The sequence below is a fragment of the Dyadobacter pollutisoli genome (assembly GCF_026625565.1).
Classification (GTDB): domain Bacteria; phylum Bacteroidota; class Bacteroidia; order Cytophagales; family Spirosomataceae; genus Dyadobacter; species Dyadobacter pollutisoli.
In genome coordinates, this window is record NZ_CP112998.1 from 3,566,180 (window position 1) to 3,592,782 (window position 26,603).

Consider the following 26,603-nt stretch of genomic DNA (forward strand, 5'->3'; position numbering starts at 1 on the left):
AACGGGTAAAGCGATGAGAGATTACTATAACATCAAAATTAACCTGCCCGGCGGCATTGCTTCTCCGGGTTATCTGAAAGATATTTTATCTGCCGCCTGGCAGGCCAATGTGCGCAATGTGCGCTTTGGCTCCCGCCAGCAAATGCTCATGACCGTGCACTATGAGGATATGCGTGGTCTCGAACGGAATTTCAAGGAAATAGGCGTTATTTATGAGACCAATACGGATCGGAATCCGAATATTGTAAGCTCATATTGCGGCGAGGACGTGTTCCGGACAGGGCAATGGCTGGTTGCGAATGAGTACCATTCTGTTCTTGACAGCTTCGATTTCGAGCCATTGCTAAAAATCAATATTTCAGATTCCAATCAGAGCTTTACGCCTTTTTTTACCGGCAACCTCAATTTTATATCTTCGCCTGAGCCACATTTCTGGTACTTGTATGTACGGTTCAAGCAAAGCAATTTGATCTTCAAATGGAAAGACCTGATATATACTAATGAAATCGGGAAGGTTGCGAAAACCGTGGAAACCTGTATGCTGGCGGGTGAATGTAATGATGAAGAATCGCTGTTTGCCGCAGTGAATGCTCAAATACGGTATGTATCGCAACCTGCCGCCCAGGACTTGGAACTTCCGTCGTTCTCACTTCCTTATTACGAAGGTTTCAACCGGTACGAATCGCGTACCTGGCTGGGGCTTTACCGTCGAGACGAGCAGTTCCCGATCGAATTATTGCTCGACATTTGCGCATTATGCCTTAAAACGAGGATTGGGGAAATATGCACAACACCCTGGAAATCACTTGTAATCAAAGGCATCATTGACCAGTACCGGGCCGAATGGAGTGGAATTCTGGGCAAACACAATATCAACGTAAGGCATGCGGCCAACGAACTGGCCTGGCAAACGGAGGATCATAACCAGGACGGCGCTATCCTCAAAAATAAGCTGCTCCGATACTTTGAAAAAAACGACACCCGTACATTTGGCTTGTGTTTTGGTATTCAAACCCGTACTAAATCAGAGGTTTTTGGCTCCATACTGGTCAAAAAACGCCCTTTGATAACCATCGGCCAGCTTGCAATATTCAGCGTTTATGACATTTATTATACTGAAAATTTCAATCCAAACAGCCGTACCCAACTGCTGTTTGAGAAAGGACTTTTCAAAATTCACGTGGCGGTGCAACTGGAACGTCTGTGCCGCAGATTTAACAACCAGCGTTCCAAAGAAACTTTCAGAACCGTAGTAACTGAGCCGGACGAACTGAAAACTATTCAAAAAAACACAAAGCTCGTCCACCAATGCCCGGACTGTCTGACGGTTTACGATCCGGAATTTGGGGATATTTCCAAGAACATTCCCGCCGGAACGCTTTTCGACGAACTTCCCGGAACTTACTGCTGCCCTACCTGCGACACTGCCAAGTCAGCAATGCAGCCCGTTGAAATGAATAAATTGATCGCATTAAATACCGCAGCCTGATGAAAACTCCGGAAATTAAAACGCATTACTTTCAATTTGAGAGCGATTTTGTGGACAACCTGAGGTGTATACCGATGATCGTACGATATAAACTGGATACCTGCCGCATTAAATTACAGCTTTCGGACTGGGTAAAACTGAATTACCAGGAAAAAGACCAGCTTGCTGAATTACCTTGCTCGCTTCCCGCTGACATTCAACGCTATGCGAACTTCGTGAACAATCTCGTTGTGAAATATACCGGTGTGGTTCCGAACATTTTGAAAACATTGAACGACAACTGGATTTACACGCAACGGATACCGGACGAAGTGATTTCCAAGGCACAGGAATGGAACTGCCCGGACATTACCATTACCCAATGGAGAAACCTAGACCTATTGCAGCGTTTTGCGCTGGTGAAACTCAGCCGGTCGGGTCATGAAGGTAAAAACTTCCCCAGGGCATTCCGGGAGTTTCAAATTGTCTAGGAGTGGTTAATAAATCACCAGCTTTTTAATAATATCCCTTCCTTTGGTTTTAATTTTCAAGAAATAGATCCCAGCTTTCCGTTTTCCTGTTGCAAGCGGCTGTAATGTGTTCGTTAATGTCATAGCCTGTCTTTTAAAAACATGACCTGACAAATTACTAAGAACGATTTCTGCTTCCAGGCTCTCAGCTCCGATCAATTTAATTTGGGTTTCATTCCCGGATGAAGGATTAGGAACAATAACCACATCCACATTTTCAGGATCGTTAAGTCTGACGGCGATGATCCGTGAAAGTTGTGATTTTGTATTGAAATCAACTTCCCTGAGTCTGTAATAAAGTATTTTGGAATCAAGAGTAGCTGCATTTTGGTCGATCCAGTTGTAAAACAAGTCTTCAACGGCATTTCCCGCCGCTTTTACCTGCTTTATTTCTTTAAAATCGATGCCATTCAATGACCGCTCAATCGCAAAATAGTCAGCGTTCTCCTCACCTGCGGTCTGCCAGTTCAACGAAACGCAATTTTGGTTGGTTACCGCCCCCACAAATGACACCAGCCGAACCGGCAATGGATTGGTTACCTGGATATTGAAAGTATCACTCAGGCATTGCAAACCGTCTTTTACAATAAACTGGGTATCGACGTCCGGCGTAACATTAACAGATCTGGTTGCTGCACCGGTACTCCAAATGTAGTTTCCAATATAGGATGAATTGAGGACTATACTCTCTCCCTTATTAATAGAAAGACTCTGTTTCTGGTTCACATCCTTCTCAATTGTGAACTGGTCCCTGATGACACCATCGGCTCCTACCCACCTGATATCCATTCGATTACCTTCCACTTCCATCATCGTAGCACCGCCGTGTGTAGCATCTGCAAACGGTAGCGCGTCATGCGGGTAGCCCGCTTTGCTTCCGCCAAGCTGCCCCGCCGAACCGGATACGACATACACAGTCCCCTCATTACTAGCCGATTTCTTGAAATACGGACAAGAATCAACAGAGCCGTCGTACTTCCCCGACGAAGAACTTAAATGATATGACGGATCAAACGAGTTTTCTAAGCCATAGTGCCCCTTCATCAATTTTGATCTTTCATAGTCGTGACTATGCCCGCACAAGATCAGATCCACACCGCTTCTTTCCAGTATCCTGATAAAATTCTCCCTGATTTTCAGCAGCTCGGTTTCCGTGTCTGAATCATGTGAGCCTTTCGTGAACGGCGGATGATGCCAGTATGCCACTACCCAATCTTTATTAGCATTCGCAGCCAGGTCCTGTTTGATCCATTGAACCTGTTTTCCAAGTGTGTCATAAAGCCTGGTCGAATTATCTTCCCTGCCGTAAGAATCGAGGGATAAAAAATGGATATTGCCGTAATCGAATGAGTAGTAAGCATTATTTCCGGAAGCTACGCCGCCAGCCTCGCCTGCAATTGGAGAGCTAAAAATGTTGTTGTACGGGATCGCATGGTCATTCTGCCTCGCCAGCGTATTGGCGTAGTCATGATTACCGGGACAGGGATAAAGCGGGTTTTGTTTTAGAAAACTGTCTTTATAGACATTGAAAAAGCCGCTTTGAAATTCAGCGTCTGTACCCGTATTGTAAGCATTATCACCGAGTAAGAGCCAGGCATCCATGTAGTTGGCACCCAGGTACGCACCCATTTGATTTCGTACATTCAGCTGGTTGGCTGAGTTAGTCCCGCAGTCTCCGAAAACCCCTATTCTGTACTTGCCAATGGCGCCGGGAACAGGTGTCGTTTCAAAATAGTTATTGGCATCCCCCTGCAAAACCTCAGTTATGGACCCGATTGAATAAAAATAGCGCGTCTTAGCTTGCAGCCCGGACACTTTCACCACGTGATCGGTAGTGAGATTATTATCGTCGATTTCAATGGTCAAAGCGTTTGCCGCATTGCCAATACTGACCCGGCTGGTAGCGGGCTGGTCTGTTCTCCATCTAATGATAATGCTGGTCGATGTGGCGGATTGAAGATATGGGCCCCGCAAAAGCGCTAGTGCTGCATTATTTTCTTGCTTGATCGTTTTCAAAGCCAAACCGGAACTGTCATGATAGGTACAAAGCAACAGAAGTGTCGCGGATAACACCAATGATTTCATACTGATAATGTAGTGATACTAATAATGTAGTGATAGTTTGGCAATAAAGCATTCAACTCTAAGAAATTATTCTTTCAAAAACCGGACTGTACCTGAGTCTTTTTGATTATCACTCGTCCATTTCAAAAGGTACAGCCCGGGAGATAATTTGGAAACATTGATCAATTTTTGCTCAGAGGACACCGGCCCCTCCTGACGCATTACCCCGGAAATGTCATAAATGTAAATACTGATTGGCTCCGTAATCTGTTCGGATACATTGAGTTGCATACATTGACCGACAGGATTGGGTAATAATGTTACCTCAGATTGAGCGGACACATTGCATTCAGCCACAACGATCCGGGTCTGCTGGGTTTTACCGTCCCGGTCATGCTCCAAAATTCTGTAATAACCTTTTTCCGAGCCCACAGAGGTATCCACGAATGCATAGACATTCCGGATTTTGCTATCTCCCACCGCATTCACCGCGCCGATCATTTTCCACGAAACTGCATCGCTGCTCTTCTGTACTTCAAAGTAATGAGCGTTGACTTCTTCGGAAGTTTCCCAGGTCAATCGTGACAATCCATCATTGCATTCAGCTTTGAACGACACGAACACAACGGGCAATGGGCCTGAGATCTTTGTAAGCACATTGTTTTTCGTAATCAGCCAAACTTCCGGATCGAACTCCACTACATCGGCTGTAAAACCCAGATTTTCGGTGAACACCTGCCCGCTGGAAGTATTGTCGAGTACGACAAGTTTCTGCTCAGCTGTGACTGAATTTTTAAAAAGCAACGGGACTGGAAGTTGAAAGAAGCTCACCGAGTTATGTGAAGTGGTCTGACTGAGTTTCACATCCACCGAATTACCCGACGGTGACCATTCTACTTTATAGGACGGATAACCCTGTCCGGTATACCATTGATCGAAGAAATAGGTAAGGTCTTTACCGCTGGCTGCTTCCAAATGGCCCTTCAAATGATTGGTAGTAGCAAAACCATACGCCAGCGCCGGATCATTAATATAATTTTTGACCGCAGTAAAAAACGTCGCGTCACCCAGTATCCAGCGAAGCATATATAGTAAATGCGAGCCTTTGTAGTAGCTGAGCCGCTGATCAAAAAGTCGAGCCAGATCATACATGTCATCAGTGACAATTACGGCCCCATCAGGTTTGGAGGTGATAAGATTCTTTACTCCATTACGATAAACAAGTTTGTTTTGCGGGTCTTTGTCTTCAAAATAAATACGCGACAGGAAAGTGGCAAACCCTTCATTTAACCAGATATCGCTCCAATTCGCGCACGTAACCTTATCTCCGAACCATTGATGAGCCAGCTCATGTACAATTAACCCTTCATCAATTCCACCCATAAAAGAAGCCGTTTGATGTTCCATGCCACCACCCCACTCGAATTGGACATGTCCATATTTTTCTTTTTTAAATGGATAATCACCAAACAGGTTGCTAAAGAAAATCATGGCACTGATCGCCTTTTGAGCTCCGGCCTGAAAAGCTCCCGTGGATTCCGGATAGCAATATGTTTGCATCAATACATTTGAATTCCCGATCGTAACATGATCTGTCAACTGAACATAATTAGTTACAGCGAAACATACCAGATAGCTAGCAATTGGATATCTATGCTTCCAATGAGTAGCAGTTTTTCCAGCCTGAATCAATGTTTCACTTTGCAATAAGCCATTGGATGCAGCTTTATAGATGGATGGATGAACAATGTAAACGTCGATCGAATCTGCTTTATCTGTAAGATCGTTTTTACAAGGCCACCAATCACTGCTCCCGTAAGGCTCGCTCAGCGTCCACATGATGGGTGTGGATGATAAGTCTGTTATATGGTTTGAAATCTCAAATGCACCAAAATTGCTTAGTGGTGGCTTGCCTTCATAATAGATACTTACAGAATCCAATGTTCCTGCTTGAAGCGTCATAGGCAAACTTACTTCGAAGGAACTATTCTCTCTGGAATAGGAAAGAGGCTGATTATTATTTTTAATGGAAGAAATGATTAGGCTATCCCTTAGATTAAACGTAACCTTATTTCCAGCGGCAGTCATTTGAAAATATATCGTTACCTCTCCTTTAATATATTTAACAGTTGGGTCCACTTCCCAGCGCGTCCGGTAATACTTAACATCAAAATTTTCAGACGTACCTAATCGCGTTGTCTCTTTTCGTTCTCTAAATTTTTTTCTATGGACTTCACGTTCAATCGAGGATATTTTATCGACGTTATTAAAAATTTGTTTGTCGATTTGCGAATACGCAACATGCCCTAGTAGCATGCCAAAAAGAAGCAAGTAAGGTTTCATAATAATATAATTGTATAGTGTGTCAATAAAGCACTCAATTCTAAGTAATTATTCTTTCAAAAACCGGACTGTACCTGAGTCTTTTTGATTATCACTCGTCCATTTCAAAAGGTACAGCCCGGGAGATAATTTGGAAACATTGATCAATTTTTGCTCAGAGGACACCGGCCCCTCCTGACGCATTACCCCGGAAATGTCATAAATGTAAATACTGATTGGCTCTGTAATCTGGTCGGATACGTTGAGTTGCATACATTGACCGACAGGATTGGGTAATAATGTAACCTCAGATTGAGCGGACACATTGCATTCAGCCACAGCGATCCGTGTCTGCTGGGTTTTACCGTCCCGGTCATGCTCCAAAATTCTGTAATAACCTTTTTCCGAGCCCACAGAGGTATCCACGAATGCATAGACATTCCGGATTTTGCTATCTCCCGCTGCATTCACCGCGCCGATCATTTTCCACGAAACTGCATCGCTGCTCTTCTGTACTTCAAAGTAATGAGCGTTGACTTCCTCCGATGTTTCCCAGGTCAATCGTGGCGATCCATCATTGCATTCAGCTTTGAACGACGCGAACACAACGGGCAATGGGCCTGAGATCTTTGTAAGCACATTGTTCTTGGTAATCAGCCAGACTTCCGGGTCAAACTCGACCACATCGGCGGCAAAACCCAGATTTTCCGTGAACACCTGCCCGCTGGAAGTATTGTCGAGTACGACAAGTTTCTGCTCAGCTGTGACTGAATTTTTAAAAAGCAACGGGACTGGAAGTTGAAAGAAGCTCACCGAGTTATGTGAAGTGGTCTGACTGAGTTTCACATCCACAGAATTACCCGACGGTGACCATTCTACTTTATAGGACGGATAACCCTGTCCGGTATACCATTGATCGAAGAAATAGGTAAGGTCTTTACCGCTGGCTGCTTCCAAATGGCCCTTCAAATGATTGGTAGTAGCAAAACCATACGCCAGCGCCGGATCATTGATATAATTTTTGACCGCAGTAAAAAACGTCGCGTCACCCAGTATCCAGCGAAGCATATACAGCAAATGCGAGCCTTTGTAGTAGCTGAGCCGGTTACTAAAGATCCGGTTGACGTTAGTTATATCATCGACCCACACTGACCCATCGGGCTGTGAAGTAATGGTGTTGATCTCATTGGTGCGTGTGGTTTTAATGGCAACAGGATACTTATTTTCCCTGTAAATACTGGACAAATGTGTCGCAAAGCCTTCGTTGAGCCAGATATCCTCCCAACTTCCGCATGTTACTTTATTGCCAAACCACTGGTGACCAAGTTCGTGGGCCACGAGCACTTCGTTCAGACTCATCATAAACGAGCTGGTCTGATGCTCCATGCCGCCGTTCCAGCCAAATTGCACATGCCCGTACTTTTCATTTTTGAATGGATAATCCCCAAATAAACTGCTGTACAGTACCATCGCATCAAGCGCGTTTTGAGTACCACTCTGAAAAGAGGCCTGGCTCTCGGGGTAACAGTAAGTTTTCATCGGCACATTGGTACCTCCGATCATCACCGAATGATTGAGCAATGTATAATTGCTGACCGCAAAGCATACCAGATAACTCGCAATCAAATATTTGTGTTTCCAATGTGTCTTTATTTTACTACCCGCCACCGCCACCTCGCTTTGTAAAAGTCCGTTGGATGCAGCCTTGTAAGCAGCGGGATGTGTGATATGAATGTCCACAGAGTCCGCCTTATCGTACAGGCCGTTTTTGCAGGGCCACCAGTTTTTGCTGCCAAAGGGCTCGCTCAATGTCCACATCACAGCCGAAAGAGTTGGGCCTGAGCCATGTGTGGCGGACACAAACGCGTCCCCGAGCAGGGGCGGAACACCCTCATATGCAATGCTTATGGAATCCTTTACCCCTGTCGCAACAGATGCCGGAAAAGTAATCGAAATGGTATTATCAGATCTTGTGAAGGGCAATGAGCTACCACGCTGTTTGACAGACGAAACTGTCAGTACATCACTCAGGTCAAGCGAAATTACATTGCCCGGCGAACTCATCACAAAGTGGGTCGTCACCGTGCCCTTAATATATCTGACGGCAGGGTCAACCTCCCATTCACAACGATAATATTTGACATCGAAATTAGTGGAAGCAGCGGATAATGAGGCCTTTCGGGATGAATCGAAAATCTTATAGTGACTTCTCGCTTCCATGACCGAAACATCCTGATCCTGGAACACATGCCTGTCTTCCTGGGCGTATGCCACACAAAAAACCGCAGTAAACCAGAGCATCAGAAGTATCTTCATACAATCATTTTTTGGAGAAATGACATCACTATTCCAACACTAATTTACCACATCCTCCCGATAACATCACGGCCTTTCAAACCAAATGTTCAAAAGGCCATGATGAATGAAAAACCGGTAAAGTAAATGAGAACTACTAAGGCTTATCAATAACTACAAAAACGCCTCCGCGCGCCGGAACAGTCACTTTGATGCCTTTTGAAGTGGAAGCTGATCTGGATTTGATCGTTTCATAATCCGACGGCCCGCCTGCCACTGCATTGCTCCCGCTTCCATTGATCCTGACTTTACGCGAAAACTCTCCATTATCATTCTCGCCTTCAAGGGTATACCAGTAAAATCTCTTGCCTGCATTGAAGTTTTTGAATTTAACTTCCACCACCTGCACCGCCCCGGAAGTATTGATCAGTGTAACATTCGACTGGCCCGAAGAATACGTGGACCCGTAAGCCTTTATCGCCGAAGCCGACGTTCCTGAAACCATCGTGGGCACCAGCCTGTCGCCCAGCAGCTTTTGAAAATAGTACATGTAATAGAAAGACGGTCGCGGCGTCCACTTGGGAATTCCGCCACCCTCATCACCGTTGCTAAAAAGGCCATGATCGTTACCGTTGTCCCAACCATTCAATAAGTCCCATCGGGCAGCCATTCCATACTTATTTTTCAGGGCTTCCGCTTGCACAATTACAGCAAAGAGCCCGCTTACGTTCGAAACCTGCTGTTTGGAGTCTTTGGCCCACATGTTCCACTCTGTCAGCGCAATGGGCTTAGGCGCAGCGCCATATGTTTGAATTTGCTGTTTAATGAAGTTCATCATTTTTTCTCCTTGCGTCAATGCAGAATTGAAAACTACCGAAGCATCGGAGTTCTGATCATACGGTGTGAAATAATTGTGCACGACATAAAAATCTGCCTTGTTGCTGATGGCTTTAAACATCCCTGCATTCCAGGTTTTAGTGGTCTGGCTATCCCATGCCTCAGCGAGGTTCTCGTAAGCCACGGCACCCACAAAAATTGTCTTTCCAATGTCCCGCGCAGCCTTTTTCATTGAGTCGACAAAAACCTGGACATGCTTTCCATACAATTCGCCCGTAATAATTTCCGGCTGACCATCCTTGTTCGTCGACAGATCGATGCGGTAACCGCCCTGCCAGTCACCGTAGTGCTCGTTGCCTATTTCCCAATATTTTGTCCGGCCATTGTCGTAACGCACCCAGTCTGCGGCGAGATGAGCCGCATTTGCGACCGGATTTGCGGCGGTGCTATACCTGGCATATCCATAGTTAACAGATATCATCCCCAGGCTATTCGTTTGCTGCAAAAGTGCATAGTAGCTATCCAGGGTGACCTCCCAGTTATGATCCGTCCGTCCGTAAACCCATGATGCTTTTTGCTTTTTACCATCTTTATCGACGTAAAATTCGGGTAAATCGGCAGGTGGTTCATCTTGTCCGGCGTTCCAGAAATAGTTGTTTGACAGGTTGCCTCCGGGAAAACGAAGGATGTGAGGATCAAGGTTTCTAATGTCTGTTTGCGCCCTGGTGGTAGGAACTCCCATCCAGGTATTCGCATTTTGACCAAAAATAGCACCCGGAATCCTCGTGATAACAGAAGATGCATCCAAAGTAACTGTTGCCCCGGCTGCATCCGGCACATTCTCGTCAGTATAGGCAGGAGCGGTAAAGGTTTTGGGCCGCCAGTTATCCAGAAAAAACCCTACGGTACTTTCAATGGCTGGATCATCCACGGGCACCACATTCACGATCGGATCAGGTTGTTTGGGAAGCTGATCGTCTTTGGAGCAAGAAAACATTAAAAGCGATAAAAAAGAATTCCGTAAGCACGTCTTCATTTTGCCGTAGTGGTTAATATCCATAAACAGGATACCCTTTCATGCTGCTGCATACCATTCAAAATGAACAAAACCGGGATTTTTTTTCACTCTAGCAAACATTCAAGACAAAGTAGCATATTAATATCCTGATCATCAGAGCTGTAACACTTAATTCAAAAATCTATATCCCGCATAATTTTGAAGAATTTCTCCACAAAGTGTTCAGGCTTTGGACATTTAGTAAAAATAATTCGTAATATTAGTACTACAATTTTTACTCAAAACGTCTATATTGCTACCGAATTATCATCGAAAGTTGAATTTGGCCCGATCGTTTTCAAATGGCATGCTTTTGGTACCCTATACGTCCAATATCGACCTAAAACATTATGGAAATCGGAACAATAAAAGCTGTTCACATATACATACATGAGCAATTATATGTCACAGCAGAACTCGAACTTAATCTGAAAGGGATCAATCACTCATTCGGAGGCCATAAAATATTCATGTCGGGAATGAATGGAGGGGAATCCTGTGATGCACCGTACTTAGGGAGGTTTCTTTTCAGATGCATGCAAATTTGCGAAGTCGACAGTTGGGAAAAACTGAAAAGCAATAAAGTCCTGATTGAAATTTCAAATGGAAAAGTAACTGCCATTGGAAATGTTGCGGGCAGTAAGTGGTTCAATCCGCGGAAGGAATTTGAGGCAATGGAGCAGGAACGCGATAGCAGCGATGTTTTCAATTCCGGGTTTAAATCTTCACGCTAATCTTGCATTGAGCATTCTATAAATAAACATATCCGGAAAGTGCATTGCGCCAAACCGTCCTTTGGTTTGCCAGAAAGCCTGCCTTAAACCGGCAGGCTTTCTGGATAATTCAATGTCCAAAAGCCTTTATTTCCTTGGAATCGTCGTACTGCCGGGAGTAGTGCTGCCCGGAACAGCAGATGGAGTAGTAGCGCTTCCGGGAACCGTAGACGAAGGAATGGTTGTGCTCCGCGGTACCGTTGAAGGTTGTGTTGTATTACCTGGAATCGTCGTGGCCGGAACATTATTGCTGTTCGGAAGCGTATTGGACGGCTGTGTTGTGCTGCCGGGAATAGTCGTCGACGAATTGGCACCTGGCACCGTCGTACCTGTCCGCGGTACATTGTTCGATGGCGTTACGGTACTTGCCGGATTAGTGTTAATTGGTTGTGTGGTACGATCCGGCACTGTGCCCGGCGGAATGGTAGTCGGCTGAGTAGTACTGCCCGGTATTGTTGAGGACGCCGGCTGCTGCGTAGTACTGCCAGGCTGCGCCGCGCCAGGTAAGGTCGACGGCTGCAAGGTACTGCCTGGAACCGTTTTTGGTTGGGTAGCGCTGGACGACGGTGTTGTACTGGATGGTGTTGAGCTCGACGGGGTTGTTTGAGCAAATGCTAACGTTGAGCTAAACATTGCTAATGTGATGATATTTACTTTTAACGCTTTCATGATAATATATTTAGTGATTAATCTCTAACTACTATAACTTTATTAAGAAGAAGCCAAAAAGAATCGTACCAACAACGAAACTCGCGGTTATATAAGGGAAAAAGTGGCGGCGGGTATTGGGCTTGAAAAATCTGTCTCATATACCCCCTTAATAAGGCATTTTCACACCACTCATTTGCCGTAATTTTGAGCAAGATTTGTAAAAACAAAACTTTGTGATCATGGAAAAGCAGAATGACGTATTACCTGATACTGTGGATGAAAGCGTTTCAGGACATAGGATTGTGACGCAGGAGGAATGGATTACCGCCCGTAAAGAACTGCTAAAAAAAGAGAAGGAATTAACGCGACTTAGTGACGAACTCTCCCGCCAGCGGCGTCAGCTGCCTTGGGTGAAGGTCAATAAGTCCTATATATTTGACAGCACGGAAGGAAAGATCTGGTTATCAGACCTTTTTAATGGCAAGAGCCAGCTTTTCATTTATCATTTCATGTTCGCCCCGGAATGGGAAGAGGGCTGTCCGGGCTGTTCTTTTCTTGTCGATCACATTGACGGAGCCAATCTGCACCTTGCCCATCACGATGTTTCCGTCGTAGCGGTATCCCGCGCCCCGCTTTCCAAGTTACTGGCTTTCAAGGACCGCATGGAATGGAAGTTCAAATGGGTGTCGTCTTTCGGCAGTGATTTCAACTATGACTATCACGTGTCCTTCACCGAAAGTCAGATTGAAAACAATGAAGTTTATTACAATTACGAGTTTGCAAAACACGATTCCGGGACAGAATCGCCAGGTGCCAGCGTGTTTTATAAAGATGCGGCGGGCAACATATACCACACTTATTCCAGCTATTCACGAGGCACCGACATCCTGATCGGTGCGCATAACTTCCTGGATTTTATGCCAAAAGGCAGAAACGAAGACTCCACAATGGGCTGGATGCGCTATCACGACAAATACGAAGACTTCAAGTCAGATAGTGGCAGTTGCTGCCATTAGGTCCAAATTTATGTCAATGGCCATTCCAGCCAGAGAAAAAATCTCAGGCTGGAATTTGCTTTTCCGATGTTGGCAAAAAAATCGAGGGATCGCGGAGAAAGGCGGCGATCCAGATTAGCGCGATCGGCAGGACAGCATTGAATGGTTTACCGTGGGAAAGCTCTGTGGCGATGGCACCGGCAAAGTAACAGGTAAGCAAAATGAAACCGATTTTCATAGTTTTGGGATAAATGAAAAGTGCTGTAAAACCGATTTCCATTACACCAAGCGCAGTAATGTAATCCCCCACGCCCACTTTCTGAAGTGTACTGACCATTTCTTCACTGGCAGTCAGCTTCATAATACCGCTCAGCACTACCATCAACGAGGCAATGACCGTAATAGCTATCGTAATGATCTTTTTCGCTTTCATAATATTTTTTGTTTTAGACAAAACTAGCTACATTCACTTACTAAATTATAGTAGTAAACAAAAGGTTAGTAATAACCTTTTAGTTAGTTAATCATGATGCGAAACAGAAACGATTTGTTAGACACACCCTCTCATGAGGTGTGTAACAGTAAATTAGCCGCAGTCGGGGACGCCCTCTACGTCATTGGCGGCAAATGGAGGCTCAGGATCATTGTTGCGCTTTCGGATGGAAACAAAAGGTTCAATGAATTACAGCGTGAAATCACGGGTATCTCTGCCCGGGTGCTCTCCAATGAGCTGAAAGAACTGGAAATGAATGGGTTCGTCGAACGAAAGGTATACACCGATGTACCTGTTGTGATCGAATACGAGCTTACAGAGTATAGCCAGACCCTGGACACGGTGGTGCAGTCGCTGGTAGAATGGGGAGAAATGCATCGCGCCAAAATCCGGCAGGGAGTCATTTGATCACTTATTGATCGGAGAGCGATAGCGTAATATGCCACATATCACCTGAATTGGTCACTTTTTCGGTACCCCATATTCCGGGACCTCCATCAGCACGCAGGTATACTCCAAAAACCAGCGTGCTGATTTTTGAACCTTTGACCAAAATACTACCGCAGGCCGCTCCATTGTCGCAGTTTCCCGAAATGGTAGTTTTAGCATGCAATATTTTCGTTTTCGAATTATCCAGCACCAGGTCGGCATTGCCCGATAATTTGGTCAGCGCCAGTGATGGTGTTTGCAGTTCAAGCTCGGTAGCAAACCCGAGATGCTGGCTAGCAAAATTGGTCGTCGCCCCCAACCCTACCAAAGAAATCACAGGATTGTCGACCGGCCTGCTGAACTGCAGTCGAAGCTTGCCATAGTAATACCGGCTTGTGTCCGATTTGGACGCATTGGTAAGAAGAAGCGGTTTGGCAGACAAAAACACCTGCAGGCCGGGATTCATATACAAATTTACTCCTTTGCCTATCGGGCCATTCGGATGGGCAGTGAAAACGCTCCTTGTCGTATCTGTGAAATAATAGTTGCTGTTCACAACCGGTAGCGACCTCACCTGAGTGGAAGCTGCACCCGAAGCCGCACCAAACGTCATTCCCGTAACATGCTGGGGCACTGTAATGTATGGCTGATCATCAAAGCTGAACGTAACAGATAGTGGTGCCTGCGGTTTCTGAAAATAAATCCCATCGTCGGCGCTTCCGTTTTTATTGTGATAAAATGTGAGCGTCTGGGGAATGGATGTGGGACCTTTTGGTACCGGCGGGAGATAGCTGTTATTGACACCATCCTGGACAAACTCCAGTGTGTTTTGAGCCAACAGCAGCTCATTTCCAATGAGAAGGAAACAAATGATCAGATACGCAAAATTGCGCAAGCAGTTAAGACATAATGTAAGCATGTGTAAATGATTTAGCTATCGCTGAGAAATTTCTTATAATGCAAGATAACATTTCACCATCAACGTTTCCTGTGACGGCTAGCGATCTTTTTCAACTTTATTGTTTAGTACAAAAAAATCTCAAATTGTTCCTGTCCAAAAGCAAACTTTGAACTTTTCGCCAATTAACAAATTGATTATTAACTCTATATGAAATATACAAAACAATCCGCAACAGTTTAATCACCAATTATTCTTCGGCCTGAAAAACGATTTTTCCGTTTGGTTTACATTTGAGTTCCAGCCAGCCTTCATCGGAAGCATCTACGGTTACCCCCGAAACGGACACTATTTTCCATTTTTCGAAAGGTTGTTTCAACCGCGTTACTCCTCCTTTCTCAGAAACAATTTTCACCTCTTCAATCCGGCCGCCTGCTTTCTTTGCAGTCACTAAAAAAGCTCCTTCTGTTCTCAGTTTTTCAAAGGAAACGTCCTTCCAATCCTCCGGTACCGCGGGAAAAACTTCAATAAATCCTGCATAACTCTGCAAAAGCATTTCCTGCAAACCAGCGGCAAACGCAAAATTACCTTCCAGCGTAAAAGGCCTGTATGTAAACTTCGACAGCCCGGCTTTCGTCTGGTCGCCATTGACGTGAAAACTGTTCGGTAAGCAAAATGCTTTGGCAAAAACAGAAAGATTATGCGCCGCGCCGGTACCATCTTTTGCCCGAGCTTTCATATTGGCCAGCCAAGAGTACGAGTATCCGCACCACCAGTCGGGGCCGATTTTTTCGAGTAGGTTAATCGAGTTTTTAATAATCCTTTGCGACTTTTCGCCATCCTCCCACCGGATCAGGCCCAAGGGATGGATCGCCATCATGTGGGAAAAATGCCTGTGGGATTCGTTATAGGCCAATGAAGGCGCAAACATCAGTTCACTGTTTTCAGTGATCGCGTATGCTCCAAATTGAGATAGTACATCATTCCAATGTTCTGCTTCACTGGTCAAACCCATTTCCAGGGCAATCTCCGCACCTGCAGTAAAAGCAAATTTCATCAGTGACAGATCATAGTTGGTGTTTTCAGGGAACCAGGCAGTCAGCTTATTGTCATTGATCTCGGGGCTGGAACTGATCGGTAATTTCCGGTACCCATTTTCATCTTTAACGGTAATTTTTTCCAAAAACAAGCATACCCCATGAAACCAGGGATACGCCCGGTTTTTGAGGAAATCGCGGTCCATACTATACCGCCACTGCAGATAATAATGTTGTGCAAGCCAGGAGGATACCGTCGGCGACAATGAATACTGGATCCAGCCGCCCATTTCGGTACCATCCAGCGTGGTCACGCCGGGGACTGCCAGACCATCCGTCCCGAAGTAAGTTTTGGTATAGCGCTTATAGTTTGCCAGGTTGGCGTCCAGATGATCAAAATACCCAAGGCCTTCTTCCAGGTGATTTCCACTATAACTTGGCCAGTAGCTGAGCTGCGTGTTCAAATCGTGGTGATAATCTCCTTTCCACGGCGGAATTCGGCCATTATCTGCCGTCCACACAGCTTGCAACGAGATAGGTGGCGCACCACGCCGGGCAGCGGAGCCAAATTTGTACTGTTCCAAAAACCATTGCTTTTCGAGGACAGGGTCAGGGACACGAAGCGACGATTGCCCCCAGAATTTGGTCCACCATGCCACATGTGACGCATAGTCCGGTGCATTGCCGCGCTGCAAAGCCGCCTTGACCAATGCGGTAGACGCCAACATGACCGGTTTGTCGGGATACTGTGAAGAAACGCTCCACACACCTTCCAAAACCCCTGATTTTGTTGCATTCCAATCAACAGTAACTTCATACCGAAACCCGCCCCATCCTTCCTGCTGATAAACGATCCGGTTTTTTTCCCGGTTTACCACGCCTTGCTTATACCCAAGTCTGGCCAAATCGTCGCCTACCAGCGAATTGACCGGCCCGCCTTCCGCAATTTTGCCCTGGTATGCCGGTGCGAGCAGCTCGGGCAGGATCGCCGATCTTATATTTTCAAAGCGGAACCAACCGACGGGTTCCGTAGCATGGACAAATGTTTTGAGTTTCATGCCATCCTCCCATTCCACCTCGCACACAGCTTTGGCCAATGAAAGATTGACCGATTTCACGGGAGAGGCATTTTTAATGTCAAATTCCAGAGCTGCCGCGGGGATCTTCGAAGGCGCGGGTTCTTTATCATAAGGTGCATCAAAATACTGCTGGACCGGCGCATAATCTTTCTTTGCAACCTGTTCCTGAACCCATTGGTAGCTAAACTCTTGGCGATGCAAACCTGCCATCGGCCGCATATCCCAGATATCTGCCCTATCCAGCGAAAAACGGAGCCTTTCACCCCGCTGCCAGACCAGTGCGCCTACCGTAGCATTACCGAGCGGAATACCTTCGTCCCACGTGGCAGCAAGCCTGGTGTTGTGAAGATCGTGTTTAGGAAGGGGCTGCCCGATGGTCGCAATGCAAAGCACCAGGCCGCAAATGAGGGAGAGTATTGTTTTTGTGATCATTTTTAAAAATACAAAATCTCCCTCCGCTGAGAAAATCTTATTTCCTGGCGCCATCCGCTGATTGCCCGGTCAGCATGCTATTGCTCTTATTCTGCGACATAATGCTGTTAGTTATCATTCATTTTATTATTAGACGGAACCGATCAGCACAGGTCACAAAATTTTTCAAGAAATATTTCTTTCAACAAAAATCAGATATCACAGCTATTCCGCCTCAGCCCTGAACCAGCGGTAGCCGTATGCTTCCAAAGTGATGGTATGCCTCCCCTTTTCATCCAACACGCTTTCGATATTATTCATCAGGTCAATAAGGCGGCGTGTACCTGCCTGCTTTTCGGGAACGACAAGTTCTGTTGATTTTTCTCCGAAATTATGCCAGATCAGCAACGACCTGGCTTTCCAGGTATACCGCATGCCCAGTATTTGATCCAATCCTGTATCAATTATTTCCCAAGCCCCGCAACCAATTTCGGGACATTCTTTGCGGATACGGATGAGTGCCGTCATCCAGTTCAGGAGCGATGTCTGGTCGCGTCGCTGGCGATCCACATTCACATGCTCGTAGGCATAGTATCCATCTTCAACCACCGGGTTAATGAGGTTGTTTCCTCTTGAAAATCCCCCGTTTTTCTCGCCCGACCATTGCATTGGCGTCCGCACCGCCTCCCTTTCGACTAGTGCCAGGTTATCGCCCATTCCGATCTCGTCGCCATAACGAATAACGGGTGTACCAGGAAACGAAAACATGAGGCTGTATGCCAGCTCAGTTTGCTGCCTGTTGCCCAGCATTGGCGACAGCCGCCGCCGGATCCCGCGGTTGTAAAGTTGCATGTTTTTGTCCGGACCAAATCTTTCAAAAACCTTTTGCCGCTCTTCCTCGGTTAATCTGCCGAGATCCAGCTCATCATGATTACGTAGAAAAAAAGCCCATTGACTGCCTGGGGCAATATCCTTGGTAGCTTTCAATGCCTTGATCAGCGGCTTTGTGTCGGCGGTGGCGAGTGCGTAAAACGTGTACTGGTTCACATAAAAATTGAACATCATATGAATCCCATCGCCCTCGCTCCCAAAGTACTTCTTACTTTCGGCAGGCAGCACATTGGCCTCCCCCAAAAGCACCGCATCTCCTCTTCGCCATTGCAAAAAACGCCTCATTTCTTTGAGATAATCAAAATGAAGCGGTAATGGTTTTTTGCCCATTGCAGGGGATTCGAGGATAAACGGCACGGCGTCTACCCGAAATCCGGCAATACCCAGTTCCAGCCAGTAGCCCATAATGCGGTTTATTTCTTCCCTTACCTCAGGATTATCGGTATTGAGGTCGGGCTGAAATTCGTAAAACCGGTGAAAGTAGTAGCTTTTGGTTTTCTTGTCGAGCGTCCATGTAGCCTTTTGAACGCCGGGAAAAACCATTCCCTGATTCCAGTCCGAAGGTCTTTTATCCGACCACACATACCAGTTGCGCTTGTGATTGTCTTTGGAAGATCTTGCCTCTTTAAACCAGCGATGCTCGTCCGAAGTATGGTTGACGACAAGATCAATGATGACCTTGATCCCTAGTTTTCTGGCTTTATGGATAAAATCTACAAAATCACCACTCGAACCATGACGTGGGTCGACACCATAAAAATCACTGATATCATACCCGTTGTCGCGATTGGGTGTGGGTTGGAAAGGAGCCAGCCAAATGGTGTCCAGGCCTAATGCATGTAAATAATCCAGCCGGTTACAAAGTCCTTCAAAATCGCCCGTTCCATCATTGTTACCATCCATAAACGTTTCCAGGTCAAGACTATAAATGACCGTATTCTTGTACCAAAGCTCCTCCATCATAAGTTAGTGCCGTTTGTTTTCAGCAGAGCATAAAAAACCAATGCCATTGAGTTGCGGTTTGGGGGATTGACTATGGTCGGCGGTCAACTGTGTAAAAAGCACGACAATGCAGCGAGAAGTACGATAGAACTTTCGCATATTTGAGAGTTGTCGGCGAGGGTATTCGTTGGCAATCAATAAACCTAAAAAATCGGCAAATGAAAAAGAGAATATTGATCACCCTCACCCTTATCGCCACATTCGCACTCGGGTTCGCATCCAGATCTCTGATGTCAGATTCTTATGGCGAACAACCATTGAAAAAGGTAACAGGCATTGGCGGTATCTTTTTCAAATGCAAGGACCCCAAAAAAGTCAGAGAATGGTATAAAACCCATCTTGGCTTAAATACTAACGCATATGGGGCGGTTTTTGAATGGAGACAAGGTGCCGATACAACAAAAAAAGGCTTTACCCAATGGAGCCCGTTCAATGAAAAAACGAAATACTTTGAGCCCTCAACGAAAGACTTTATGATCAATTATAGGGTTGAAAATCTGGAATCACTTATTGATCAGCTTAGAAAAGACAGTGTAACAATCGTGGACAAAGTTGAAACGGCTGAGTATGGAAAGTTCATTCATATCATGGATATAGAAGGCAATAAAATTGAACTATGGGAGCCGAATGATGTGGAATTTGAAAAGCTTGGTGTGAAAATTGGGGCTAGGACGACGAAATAGAAAGACAAAACGAAAATTACATTATCGTGATTTACAGCAGCTTGAATGTAACACAGAACCAAACCTTGGAATATTGGGGCCAATTAGCTAGAATTGTGCTAATCCACGAAAGGTGCGTCAATTAACAAGTTGCCTGCTATACCAACCGACCCTGAATGACAGATATTGAAGATATACTTGCAAACATTGCTCACAGGCCTTTCAAACTTCCAGTTGGACAATGGAAATATTATCAGGAATGGAATAATGCTTTGTTTCTTCACTGGACAATCCCATTTGAAATTTTACAGAAATGCGTTCCTGAAAAATTTAATATTGACACTTTTGACGGCAAGTGCTATGTTTCGTTGGTTGCTTTTACAATGCAAAAAATTAGACCAAAATACTTACCTTCAATTTCTTTCCTTTCAGACTTTGAGGAAATAAATTTGCGAACGTACATTAACAACGACAACAAAAAGGGTGTTTATTTTTTGAACATTGAAGCTGAAAAATTACTTTCAACTTTTATAGCAAAATTTTTATCAGGACTTCCCTACGAGAAATCAAATATCAAACGGACAGACAAAAAATACACATCAACAAATTCTAAAAAGGGCTTTCATCTTGACACAGAATTTGAAATTAAACAAGAACTGAAATACAAAACCGAGTTGGATAAATGGCTAACTGAACGGTATTGTTTATTCCTTAATCAAGAAAACGAATTTTATTGTTATGACATTCACCATAAAGAATGGAAAATTAAAGCTGTTGCCATAAAACAACTAAAATTGAGTTACAAAATTGGCAACATAAATTTGTCTGACAAACAACCAAGCTTAATGCATTATTCAGACGGCGTAAAAGTACTAGCGTGGCGGCGACGGAAAGCGTAGAAAAGTACAGCAAGCCACATCATACTGGCATTACGTAGCTGACGAAAATAGGATCAACTTTTGCAACACTATTCGACTTTTGTTCTGTATTCGACTCACGAAATTCTATTGCCACCAAAACGTGAATGCTTTAACGGAGTAAGCCATCTTAATACAACACAATGCTGACAGAAATTATTGATAAATCATATGAACTTTTTGCAAAGTACATGCCGACAAGACCGTTGGACATTTGCACTGACTGTTGCATGACACCTGAAAAAGAATTCAAATTAGCTAGCTTACCAGTTAGACAAATCCCAAAAAATCTCTTGGCTGAATACAATGACGGTGCTAAACCTGAAAAGACAAGGATTGAGGAAGTTAAGCATTTCCTTCCAAGGTATTTTGACCTGTTAGGACAATTTGAATTCCCAACACACTCAACAGAGTTATCATTTTCAAGACTTACACCGTTTGATAAGATTGAGTGGACAAAAGACGAGTTAGAATTACTAAATCAATTTTCGGTAGAGTATTTCAAACATTGTCTTTCCATTTATCCGCTACCCTGTTTTAACGACCGAATAGATACTATTTTGATAATGCTTTGGAAAGCTGGTTTTAATATTGGCGACTTGCTGACAATATGGGAAAACGAAAATACAAAAGAAAGTACTTTGCATTTTCGTGACTTAAACTTTCACGGATTCGATCAATACAACCATCCAAAACTTTCCAGTGCATTTGGCGGCAAAGAATTAGCGGATATCTTATTGATTTGGCTTGACACTGAAACGGTAAAACAAACTTTCGCAGCTACCATTGAACAACTAATAATTGAAAATAAATACTTGGCGGACACGGACATCAATGAACTAAACTTATTGTATGACATCATTCGGACGAAGAAAAATGGCTCATAACAGCGGTTTGGCAACAAGCGTGATTTCGTGCTCCGAAGACTGTTTTGTTTTGAGCATTAACATTTCAAAAATCCCGCCATCGCAAACCCTCGAACCGTCAGCGGCCATTTTGAGAATTACACACTCCGAACCAACAAGAAACGATTTATGGCCTAGTTCGGAGAAACAATCATACTTCCTTGCCTCTTAAATGCACAAATCTCCCAAAACCAAAAATAAATAACCCACCACACTAAAACCCACACACAAATGAAAACCACCCTCTCCCACCTCCCCGACGACAAGCAGGAAGAACTACAAACACTCACCAAGATCATTATCGAAAAAGTCCCCGCCGAAATGGTCATCCTTTTTGGCAGCCACGCGCGTGGTGATTGGGTGGAAGATTTTCAGGAGAACACTGAATATGTAAGCGACTATGATATTCTCGTCATCACCAAAGACAGGAAATCGGCAAAGGACGGCGAAAAGTGGTGGGACCTGAGCAAGAAATTAAACGGTAATGAAGAAAACACCAGAACCACCATCATTCAACATAGTATTGGGTTTGTAAATGATAAGATCGAACGGAACGAATATTTTTTTGTCGATATTTTAAGAGAAGGTATTATGCTTTTTGATTCGGGAAAATTTAAATTATCCGAGCCCAAAGATATGAATCCCGAGGAAAGACAGAAAAAAGCAAAAGATCAGTTTGAGCCTTGGTTTAGTTCTGCGAATGAGTTCCTGGATATAGACGCAGATTTGGCAAAAAGCCATTTTAAAAAAGCAGCTTTCCTGCTTCATCAAGCAACAGAAAGATATTATGCCGCCATTCTCCTCGTTTTCACCGACTATAAACCCAAAATTCACGACATAGAGAAATTAGGGAATCAGGTTGAAAAACTTCATTCCGCTTTTGGAACGGTTTTTCCGAAAAATACACCGGAAGAAAAGCGACTGTTTGAACTCTTGCAAAAGGCATACATCGATTCGAGATATAATATGAACTACAAAATCGAAAAAGCCGAATTAGAATATTTATCCGAACGTGTAAAACTGCTAAAAGACCTGACAGAACGGATTTGTAATGAGCGGATTGCGCAATTTGGTGCCGATTGAAAAGTTATCAAAACGCCTAGACAAACAAATGATTACAGGTGAGAAATTTACGGAATTGGCCCTTTCTTTTGCGGGGACAGCACAAAAACCACATTTCGAAAGAATTGGCTTTAATGTGATCGGCAAAAGAATGTTCGCTACTTATTTAGCCAAAAATAACACGGCCAATATCTTCTTAACGCCCAACGAGCAAGCCATATTCTGTGAAATGGACCCCGAGAACATTTATCCGATTCCAAACAAATGGGGTGAAAAAGGTGCTACAACATTTGACCTGAATAAAGTGCCAAAAGAATTTGTATTGGAAGCCCTTCTTTCTGCGTATAATGATGTAAGAAAATGACATTGACCTGAAAACTGCTTAGTATGCTTTTAAAGTTTATATTTTCAATATTGTTTACATGTCTTTTCACTCTGACATACGGTCAAGAATCCTTAATTGGAAATTGGCGGCGTGTTAATCCAAACATCAAGGATCAAGACCTAACAAGTAAACAACCTCAATGGAACGACCTCCAAATTAACGCAGATTCGACATTTCATATTGAAGGAAATTCTTCAACAGCGAATTCGACAATATCTGGTTGGCATAGCGGTAATGAGTATAATGGTACCTGGGAACAGCGGGACAATAATGGGCTGCTTCTGTGGTTAGATCGCAAGGAGGATAGAATGTTTTTACCGTTTATAATTATTAAACTTACCAAAGACAAGCTTGTTCTAAGAATGACTCTTTTTATGGACGACAAAAAGAAGGACTTCATTTACTTACGTATCTGAAACTAGTTCTGCCAACAAGCGGCTTGGCAATAGTTAAAAACCCTACTCCTCCCGACTATACATATTAAACGCCATCAAATGCTTCCTGAACATGGCGTCGTACTTCTGTGTCTCCGCCTCTTTTCCCGCACGTTTGCATTCCTGAACAATGGTCTGCAATATGTACAGATCTACATTCACATCTCTGCTCCGCTGACCGCCATGATCCTTTGCCCAGGTAAGGTTTTCATCGGATCGGATGGCCATGGTACGGGCCGAATCCAATGCTTTTTTGTCCTCTCCTACATCGAACAACATGCCTACGAAACCGGCTGAGAACTGATCGTAAGGAATGGTATCGTCGGGCATCACGGTCATTGCTTTGTCTACTACTTTTCTGGCGTCATCGAGGCGGTTTTCGGCAATTAGCTGGCCGGCCAGCCTGAGGAATGCAATGCGTCCCGATGCCACTGGCGAGCCCAGATAGGTATCGTCATAGTAAGTTTTCGGGTTATTCATTTCACGCCAGAAAGTCTTGTTCATCATGTTGTTGTACATCAGGTCCGAATTTACATAGCCATCGGTCGCGCCTTTTACCCGCACCGGAAGCAGGCGGAATGTGTATCCTTCCAGCTGCATATATTCCTGCAAGCCCAGGTTATGCGTCGATCCCATGGTGGACGAGAAATACACTGGCCTCTTCCAATTGTTGCTCGCAATAATGTCCAGCATCACCAGGTCGCTTTTAAACAAGTCCTTCTGGCCGATATTCCAGCTCATAGAATCGCTCAGGAATGGTAACAAGTCACTTTTGACAATATTCATTTTTTTAATCTCCTGAGTGTCAATGGGCAGAAAAAGTGTAGACGACGGCAGTATAGAAGTCATATCGCCGCTGGTGAGTGGGACTTGAATGGCCTTGTTATCTTGTTTGATCAGTTCGAGATATTCTTTGAGATTGATACCGTTTTTAACCGCTGGAATTTCATAAAAAGGCACGTAATCATTTTTTCCGCTGGCGTAAGCATTGGAATCAAGCGATAGCGGAAGGGCTTCGGAGGTATTGATCTTTCGTTTCAATTGCTGAATGTACCAGTCCGCACCCAAGAATGTCTGCACGCACACCCGCACATCCTTCCTGAAACCTTCTACTTCCTGAACATACCACAATGGAAATGTGTCATTGTCCCCGCCTGTAAACAGAATGGCATTAGGCGCACAGGAATTCAGCAGGTTACGCGCAAAATCAACAGAATGATACCGGTTGCTCCGGTCGTGATTGTCCCAACCTTTCGTCAGCATCACTACCGGAACGGCCAGGCTCATGGCCGTCGCCAGGCTCGTCCGCACGGTGTTGTTATGAACCCATTTTTGTAACGTCCGGGCTATGGCAAGTACGCCAAAGCCGATCCAGATGCAGAAAATGTAAAATGAGCCAACGTAAATGTAATCTCTCTCACGAGGTTCGGAAGGCGGGGAATTGAGATAAACCACCAGTGCCACGCCGGTTAAAGCAAATAACAACCCCAACACCAGCAAGTCGCGGCGGCTCCGCCGGTATAGCCAGACAATACCGGCGACACCCAGCAGAAACGGGAGCATAAAAAAGTTGTTATGCCCCCTGTTTCCCGCAATGGATGAAGGAAACGAATGGGCGGTTTGCCATGGCAGCAGCGTCCCCGCCCCTTCCTTATCACTTTCGCGACCCGCAAAATTCCACAGAAAATAACGCCAGTACATATGCCCAAGCTGGTGCGAAAACATATAGCTCAGGTTATGACGCATAGTGGGTTGCTGGCCTTCGGCGAGTCCCGTCATTTGCTGATACAATCCCGGATGCCCGGGCTGGGCACTATACATGCGTGGCAGGAGCATATTGGCGCCGGGTTCGTATTCGTAAATGGGTTTGTAGTCGGTAATGACATATTTTCCGTCCTTTTTTGTGTACACCGGGGCGCCCCGCTTCTGGCTTACCGGTCGTGAGGTGTACGAAGGCCCGTACAGCAGAGGCCTGCTCTCATACTGCTCCCTTTTGAGATAATAGACAAAACGCAACACGTCGCTGGGGTTGTTTTCATTGATTGGCGGATTGTACTCCGATCGTACCAAAACCATGATATAGGATGCATAACCTGTAAGTATAAACGCAAAGCATAACAGGCCCGTATTCAGCAGCACCTTGCCCATGCGGTGCGAATAGCGTATACCCCAGATAAGGCTACCGAGGAAGAGAACGATGAAGAAAATGATGCCGGAGTTATAAGGCAGTCCCAATGAATTGACGAAGAATATTTCAAATTTGGCGGATAGCTCGGGCAGGCCGGGAATGATACCTGCATTGATAATACCGAGGATCATCAGCCCGCATAAAAAGGACACGATACCGCCAAAGACTGTCGGTTTGGGGAATTTTTTGAAATAATAAACAAGGGCCAATGCGGGGATCGTAACGAGGTTGAGTAAATGGACCCCGATGGAGATCCCTACCAGATAGGCCGTCAGGATGAGCCACCTATTTTCCGTAGCGGGATCTTCCATGCTTTCCCACTTGAATACCGCCCAAATTACAATGGCGGTAAAGAATGACGACATACCATACACTTCGGCTTCCACTGCCGAAAACCAGAACGAATCGGACCAGGCATAAGCCAGCGACCCGATGGTAGCGGCACTCATTGTCAGGAAAATATCTTGTACGGTAAGCTCCGGTTCCTTTTTCCCTAATAACCTGACAGTTAGAAGCGTAATGGTTTTAAACAGAAAAAATATCGTAAAAGCACTGCTCAGTACCGACACCATATTGACCCAGTAAGCTACCTGTGTGAGGTCACCGAAGGCGAGCAGGGAGAAAAGCCTTCCTACCAGCAGAAAAAAAGGTGCGCCCGGCGGGTGCGGAACTTGTAATTTAAATGCTGCAGCAATGAATTCGCCGCAGTCCCAGAAGCTGGCAGTCCGCTCCATCGTGATAAGGTAGGTAGCGAACGCGAATGCAAATACGCTCCATGCTGTAATGCTGTTCCATTTTTTGAAAAGTGTCATGATTAA

The 26,603-nt window shown here is 44.9% G+C and carries 20 protein-coding genes; 11 read left to right on the forward strand and 9 right to left on the reverse strand.

Features of this window, described 5'->3' with window-relative positions:
* Positions 1 to 13: 13 nt before the first annotated feature.
* Positions 14 to 1,489 carry a rubredoxin gene (locus ON006_RS14525; RefSeq protein ID WP_244820516.1) on the forward strand — a complete coding sequence of 492 codons (1,476 nt, stop codon included), beginning with the start codon at positions 14 to 16 and terminating at the stop codon, positions 1,487 to 1,489.
* A complete protein-coding gene (locus ON006_RS14530; RefSeq protein ID WP_244820517.1) occupies positions 1,489 to 1,959 on the forward strand; it encodes a nitrate reductase associated protein in 471 nt (156 codons plus the stop codon). The genes ON006_RS14525 and ON006_RS14530 overlap by 1 nt, the downstream gene beginning before the upstream one ends.
* Before the next feature lie 6 nt (positions 1,960 to 1,965).
* Here ON006_RS14530 and ON006_RS14535 read toward each other — a convergent pair whose 3' ends face one another.
* The 4 genes from ON006_RS14535 to ON006_RS14550 form a co-directional block, all read right to left on the reverse strand.
* Positions 1,966 to 4,083, reverse strand: a complete 2,118-nt coding sequence (locus ON006_RS14535) for a metallophosphoesterase (protein ID WP_244820518.1) — start codon at positions 4,081 to 4,083, stop codon at positions 1,966 to 1,968.
* 66 nt (positions 4,084 to 4,149) lie between these two features.
* Positions 4,150 to 6,405, reverse strand: a complete 2,256-nt coding sequence (locus ON006_RS14540) for a M1 family aminopeptidase (RefSeq protein WP_267609990.1) — start codon at positions 6,403 to 6,405, stop codon at positions 4,150 to 4,152.
* Positions 6,406 to 6,453: 48 nt separating this feature from the next.
* Entirely contained in the window at positions 6,454 to 8,700 is a 2,247-nt protein-coding gene (locus tag ON006_RS14545) for a M1 family aminopeptidase (protein WP_267609991.1), read from the reverse strand.
* Positions 8,701 to 8,836: 136 nt separating this feature from the next.
* A complete protein-coding gene (locus ON006_RS14550; protein ID WP_244823199.1) occupies positions 8,837 to 10,552 on the reverse strand; it encodes a hypothetical protein in 1,716 nt (571 codons plus the stop codon).
* A 371-nt stretch (positions 10,553 to 10,923) separates the two neighbouring features.
* Here ON006_RS14550 and ON006_RS14555 point away from each other — a divergent pair, with 371 nt between their 5' ends.
* The 3 genes from ON006_RS14555 (at position 10,924) to ON006_RS14565 (ending at position 13,013) form a co-directional block, all read left to right on the forward strand.
* Positions 10,924 to 11,307 carry a hypothetical protein gene (locus ON006_RS14555; protein WP_244823198.1) on the forward strand — a complete coding sequence of 128 codons (384 nt, stop codon included), beginning with the start codon at positions 10,924 to 10,926 and terminating at the stop codon, positions 11,305 to 11,307.
* 112 nt (positions 11,308 to 11,419) lie between these two features.
* Entirely contained in the window at positions 11,420 to 11,782 is a 363-nt protein-coding gene (locus tag ON006_RS14560; RefSeq protein WP_267609992.1) for a hypothetical protein, read from the forward strand.
* 454 nt (positions 11,783 to 12,236) lie between these two features.
* Entirely contained in the window at positions 12,237 to 13,013 is a 777-nt protein-coding gene (locus ON006_RS14565; RefSeq protein ID WP_244823196.1) for a DUF899 domain-containing protein, read from the forward strand.
* A gap of 43 nt (positions 13,014 to 13,056) precedes the next feature.
* Here the strand turns inward: ON006_RS14565 and ON006_RS14570 are convergent, their stop codons facing one another.
* Positions 13,057 to 13,425 carry a DoxX family protein gene (locus tag ON006_RS14570; protein WP_244823195.1) on the reverse strand — a complete coding sequence of 123 codons (369 nt, stop codon included), beginning with the start codon at positions 13,423 to 13,425 and terminating at the stop codon, positions 13,057 to 13,059.
* A 93-nt stretch (positions 13,426 to 13,518) separates the two neighbouring features.
* On the opposite strand from ON006_RS14570, the gene ON006_RS14575 reads away from it, so the two are divergent.
* Positions 13,519 to 13,893 (forward strand): winged helix-turn-helix transcriptional regulator, encoded by a 375-nt coding sequence (locus tag ON006_RS14575; protein WP_244823194.1) that lies wholly within the window; start codon positions 13,519 to 13,521, stop codon positions 13,891 to 13,893.
* 4 nt (positions 13,894 to 13,897) lie between these two features.
* Here ON006_RS14575 and ON006_RS14580 read toward each other — a convergent pair whose 3' ends face one another.
* From ON006_RS14580 to ON006_RS14590, 3 genes are all read right to left on the reverse strand, one after another.
* Positions 13,898 to 14,833, reverse strand: coding sequence for a hypothetical protein (locus tag ON006_RS14580; protein WP_244823193.1), 936 nt, complete (start codon positions 14,831 to 14,833; stop codon positions 13,898 to 13,900).
* A gap of 229 nt (positions 14,834 to 15,062) precedes the next feature.
* Positions 15,063 to 17,360 carry a glycosyl hydrolase family 95 catalytic domain-containing protein gene (locus tag ON006_RS14585; RefSeq protein ID WP_244823192.1) on the reverse strand — a complete coding sequence of 766 codons (2,298 nt, stop codon included), beginning with the start codon at positions 17,358 to 17,360 and terminating at the stop codon, positions 15,063 to 15,065.
* 204 nt (positions 17,361 to 17,564) lie between these two features.
* Positions 17,565 to 19,193, reverse strand: coding sequence for an alpha-amylase family protein (locus ON006_RS14590; protein ID WP_244823191.1), 1,629 nt, complete (start codon positions 19,191 to 19,193; stop codon positions 17,565 to 17,567).
* 197 nt (positions 19,194 to 19,390) lie between these two features.
* Here ON006_RS14590 and ON006_RS14595 point away from each other — a divergent pair, with 197 nt between their 5' ends.
* From ON006_RS14595 to ON006_RS14615, 5 genes are all read left to right on the forward strand, one after another.
* On the forward strand, positions 19,391 to 19,915 hold the full coding sequence (locus ON006_RS14595) for a VOC family protein (RefSeq protein WP_310590211.1): 525 nt from the start codon (positions 19,391 to 19,393) through the stop codon (positions 19,913 to 19,915).
* A gap of 155 nt (positions 19,916 to 20,070) precedes the next feature.
* Positions 20,071 to 20,793, forward strand: a complete 723-nt coding sequence (locus ON006_RS14600) for a YqjF family protein (RefSeq protein ID WP_244823190.1) — start codon at positions 20,071 to 20,073, stop codon at positions 20,791 to 20,793.
* Positions 20,794 to 20,954: 161 nt separating this feature from the next.
* Positions 20,955 to 21,698: a hypothetical protein gene (locus ON006_RS14605; RefSeq protein ID WP_244823189.1), complete on the forward strand. Its 744-nt coding sequence runs from the start codon at positions 20,955 to 20,957 to the stop codon at positions 21,696 to 21,698.
* 249 nt (positions 21,699 to 21,947) lie between these two features.
* Positions 21,948 to 22,799 (forward strand): HEPN domain-containing protein, encoded by an 852-nt coding sequence (locus ON006_RS14610; protein WP_244823188.1) that lies wholly within the window; start codon positions 21,948 to 21,950, stop codon positions 22,797 to 22,799.
* Between the two features lie 28 nt (positions 22,800 to 22,827).
* The gene (locus ON006_RS14615) at positions 22,828 to 23,142 is read left to right on the forward strand and encodes an MmcQ/YjbR family DNA-binding protein (RefSeq protein ID WP_244823187.1); all 315 of its coding nucleotides are present in this window, start codon (positions 22,828 to 22,830) and stop codon (positions 23,140 to 23,142) included.
* 479 nt (positions 23,143 to 23,621) lie between these two features.
* On the opposite strand, the gene ON006_RS14620 is transcribed toward ON006_RS14615, so the two are convergent.
* Positions 23,622 to 26,597 (reverse strand): glycosyltransferase family 117 protein, encoded by a 2,976-nt coding sequence (locus tag ON006_RS14620; protein WP_244823186.1) that lies wholly within the window; start codon positions 26,595 to 26,597, stop codon positions 23,622 to 23,624.
* Between the last annotated feature and the right edge of the window lie 6 nt (positions 26,598 to 26,603).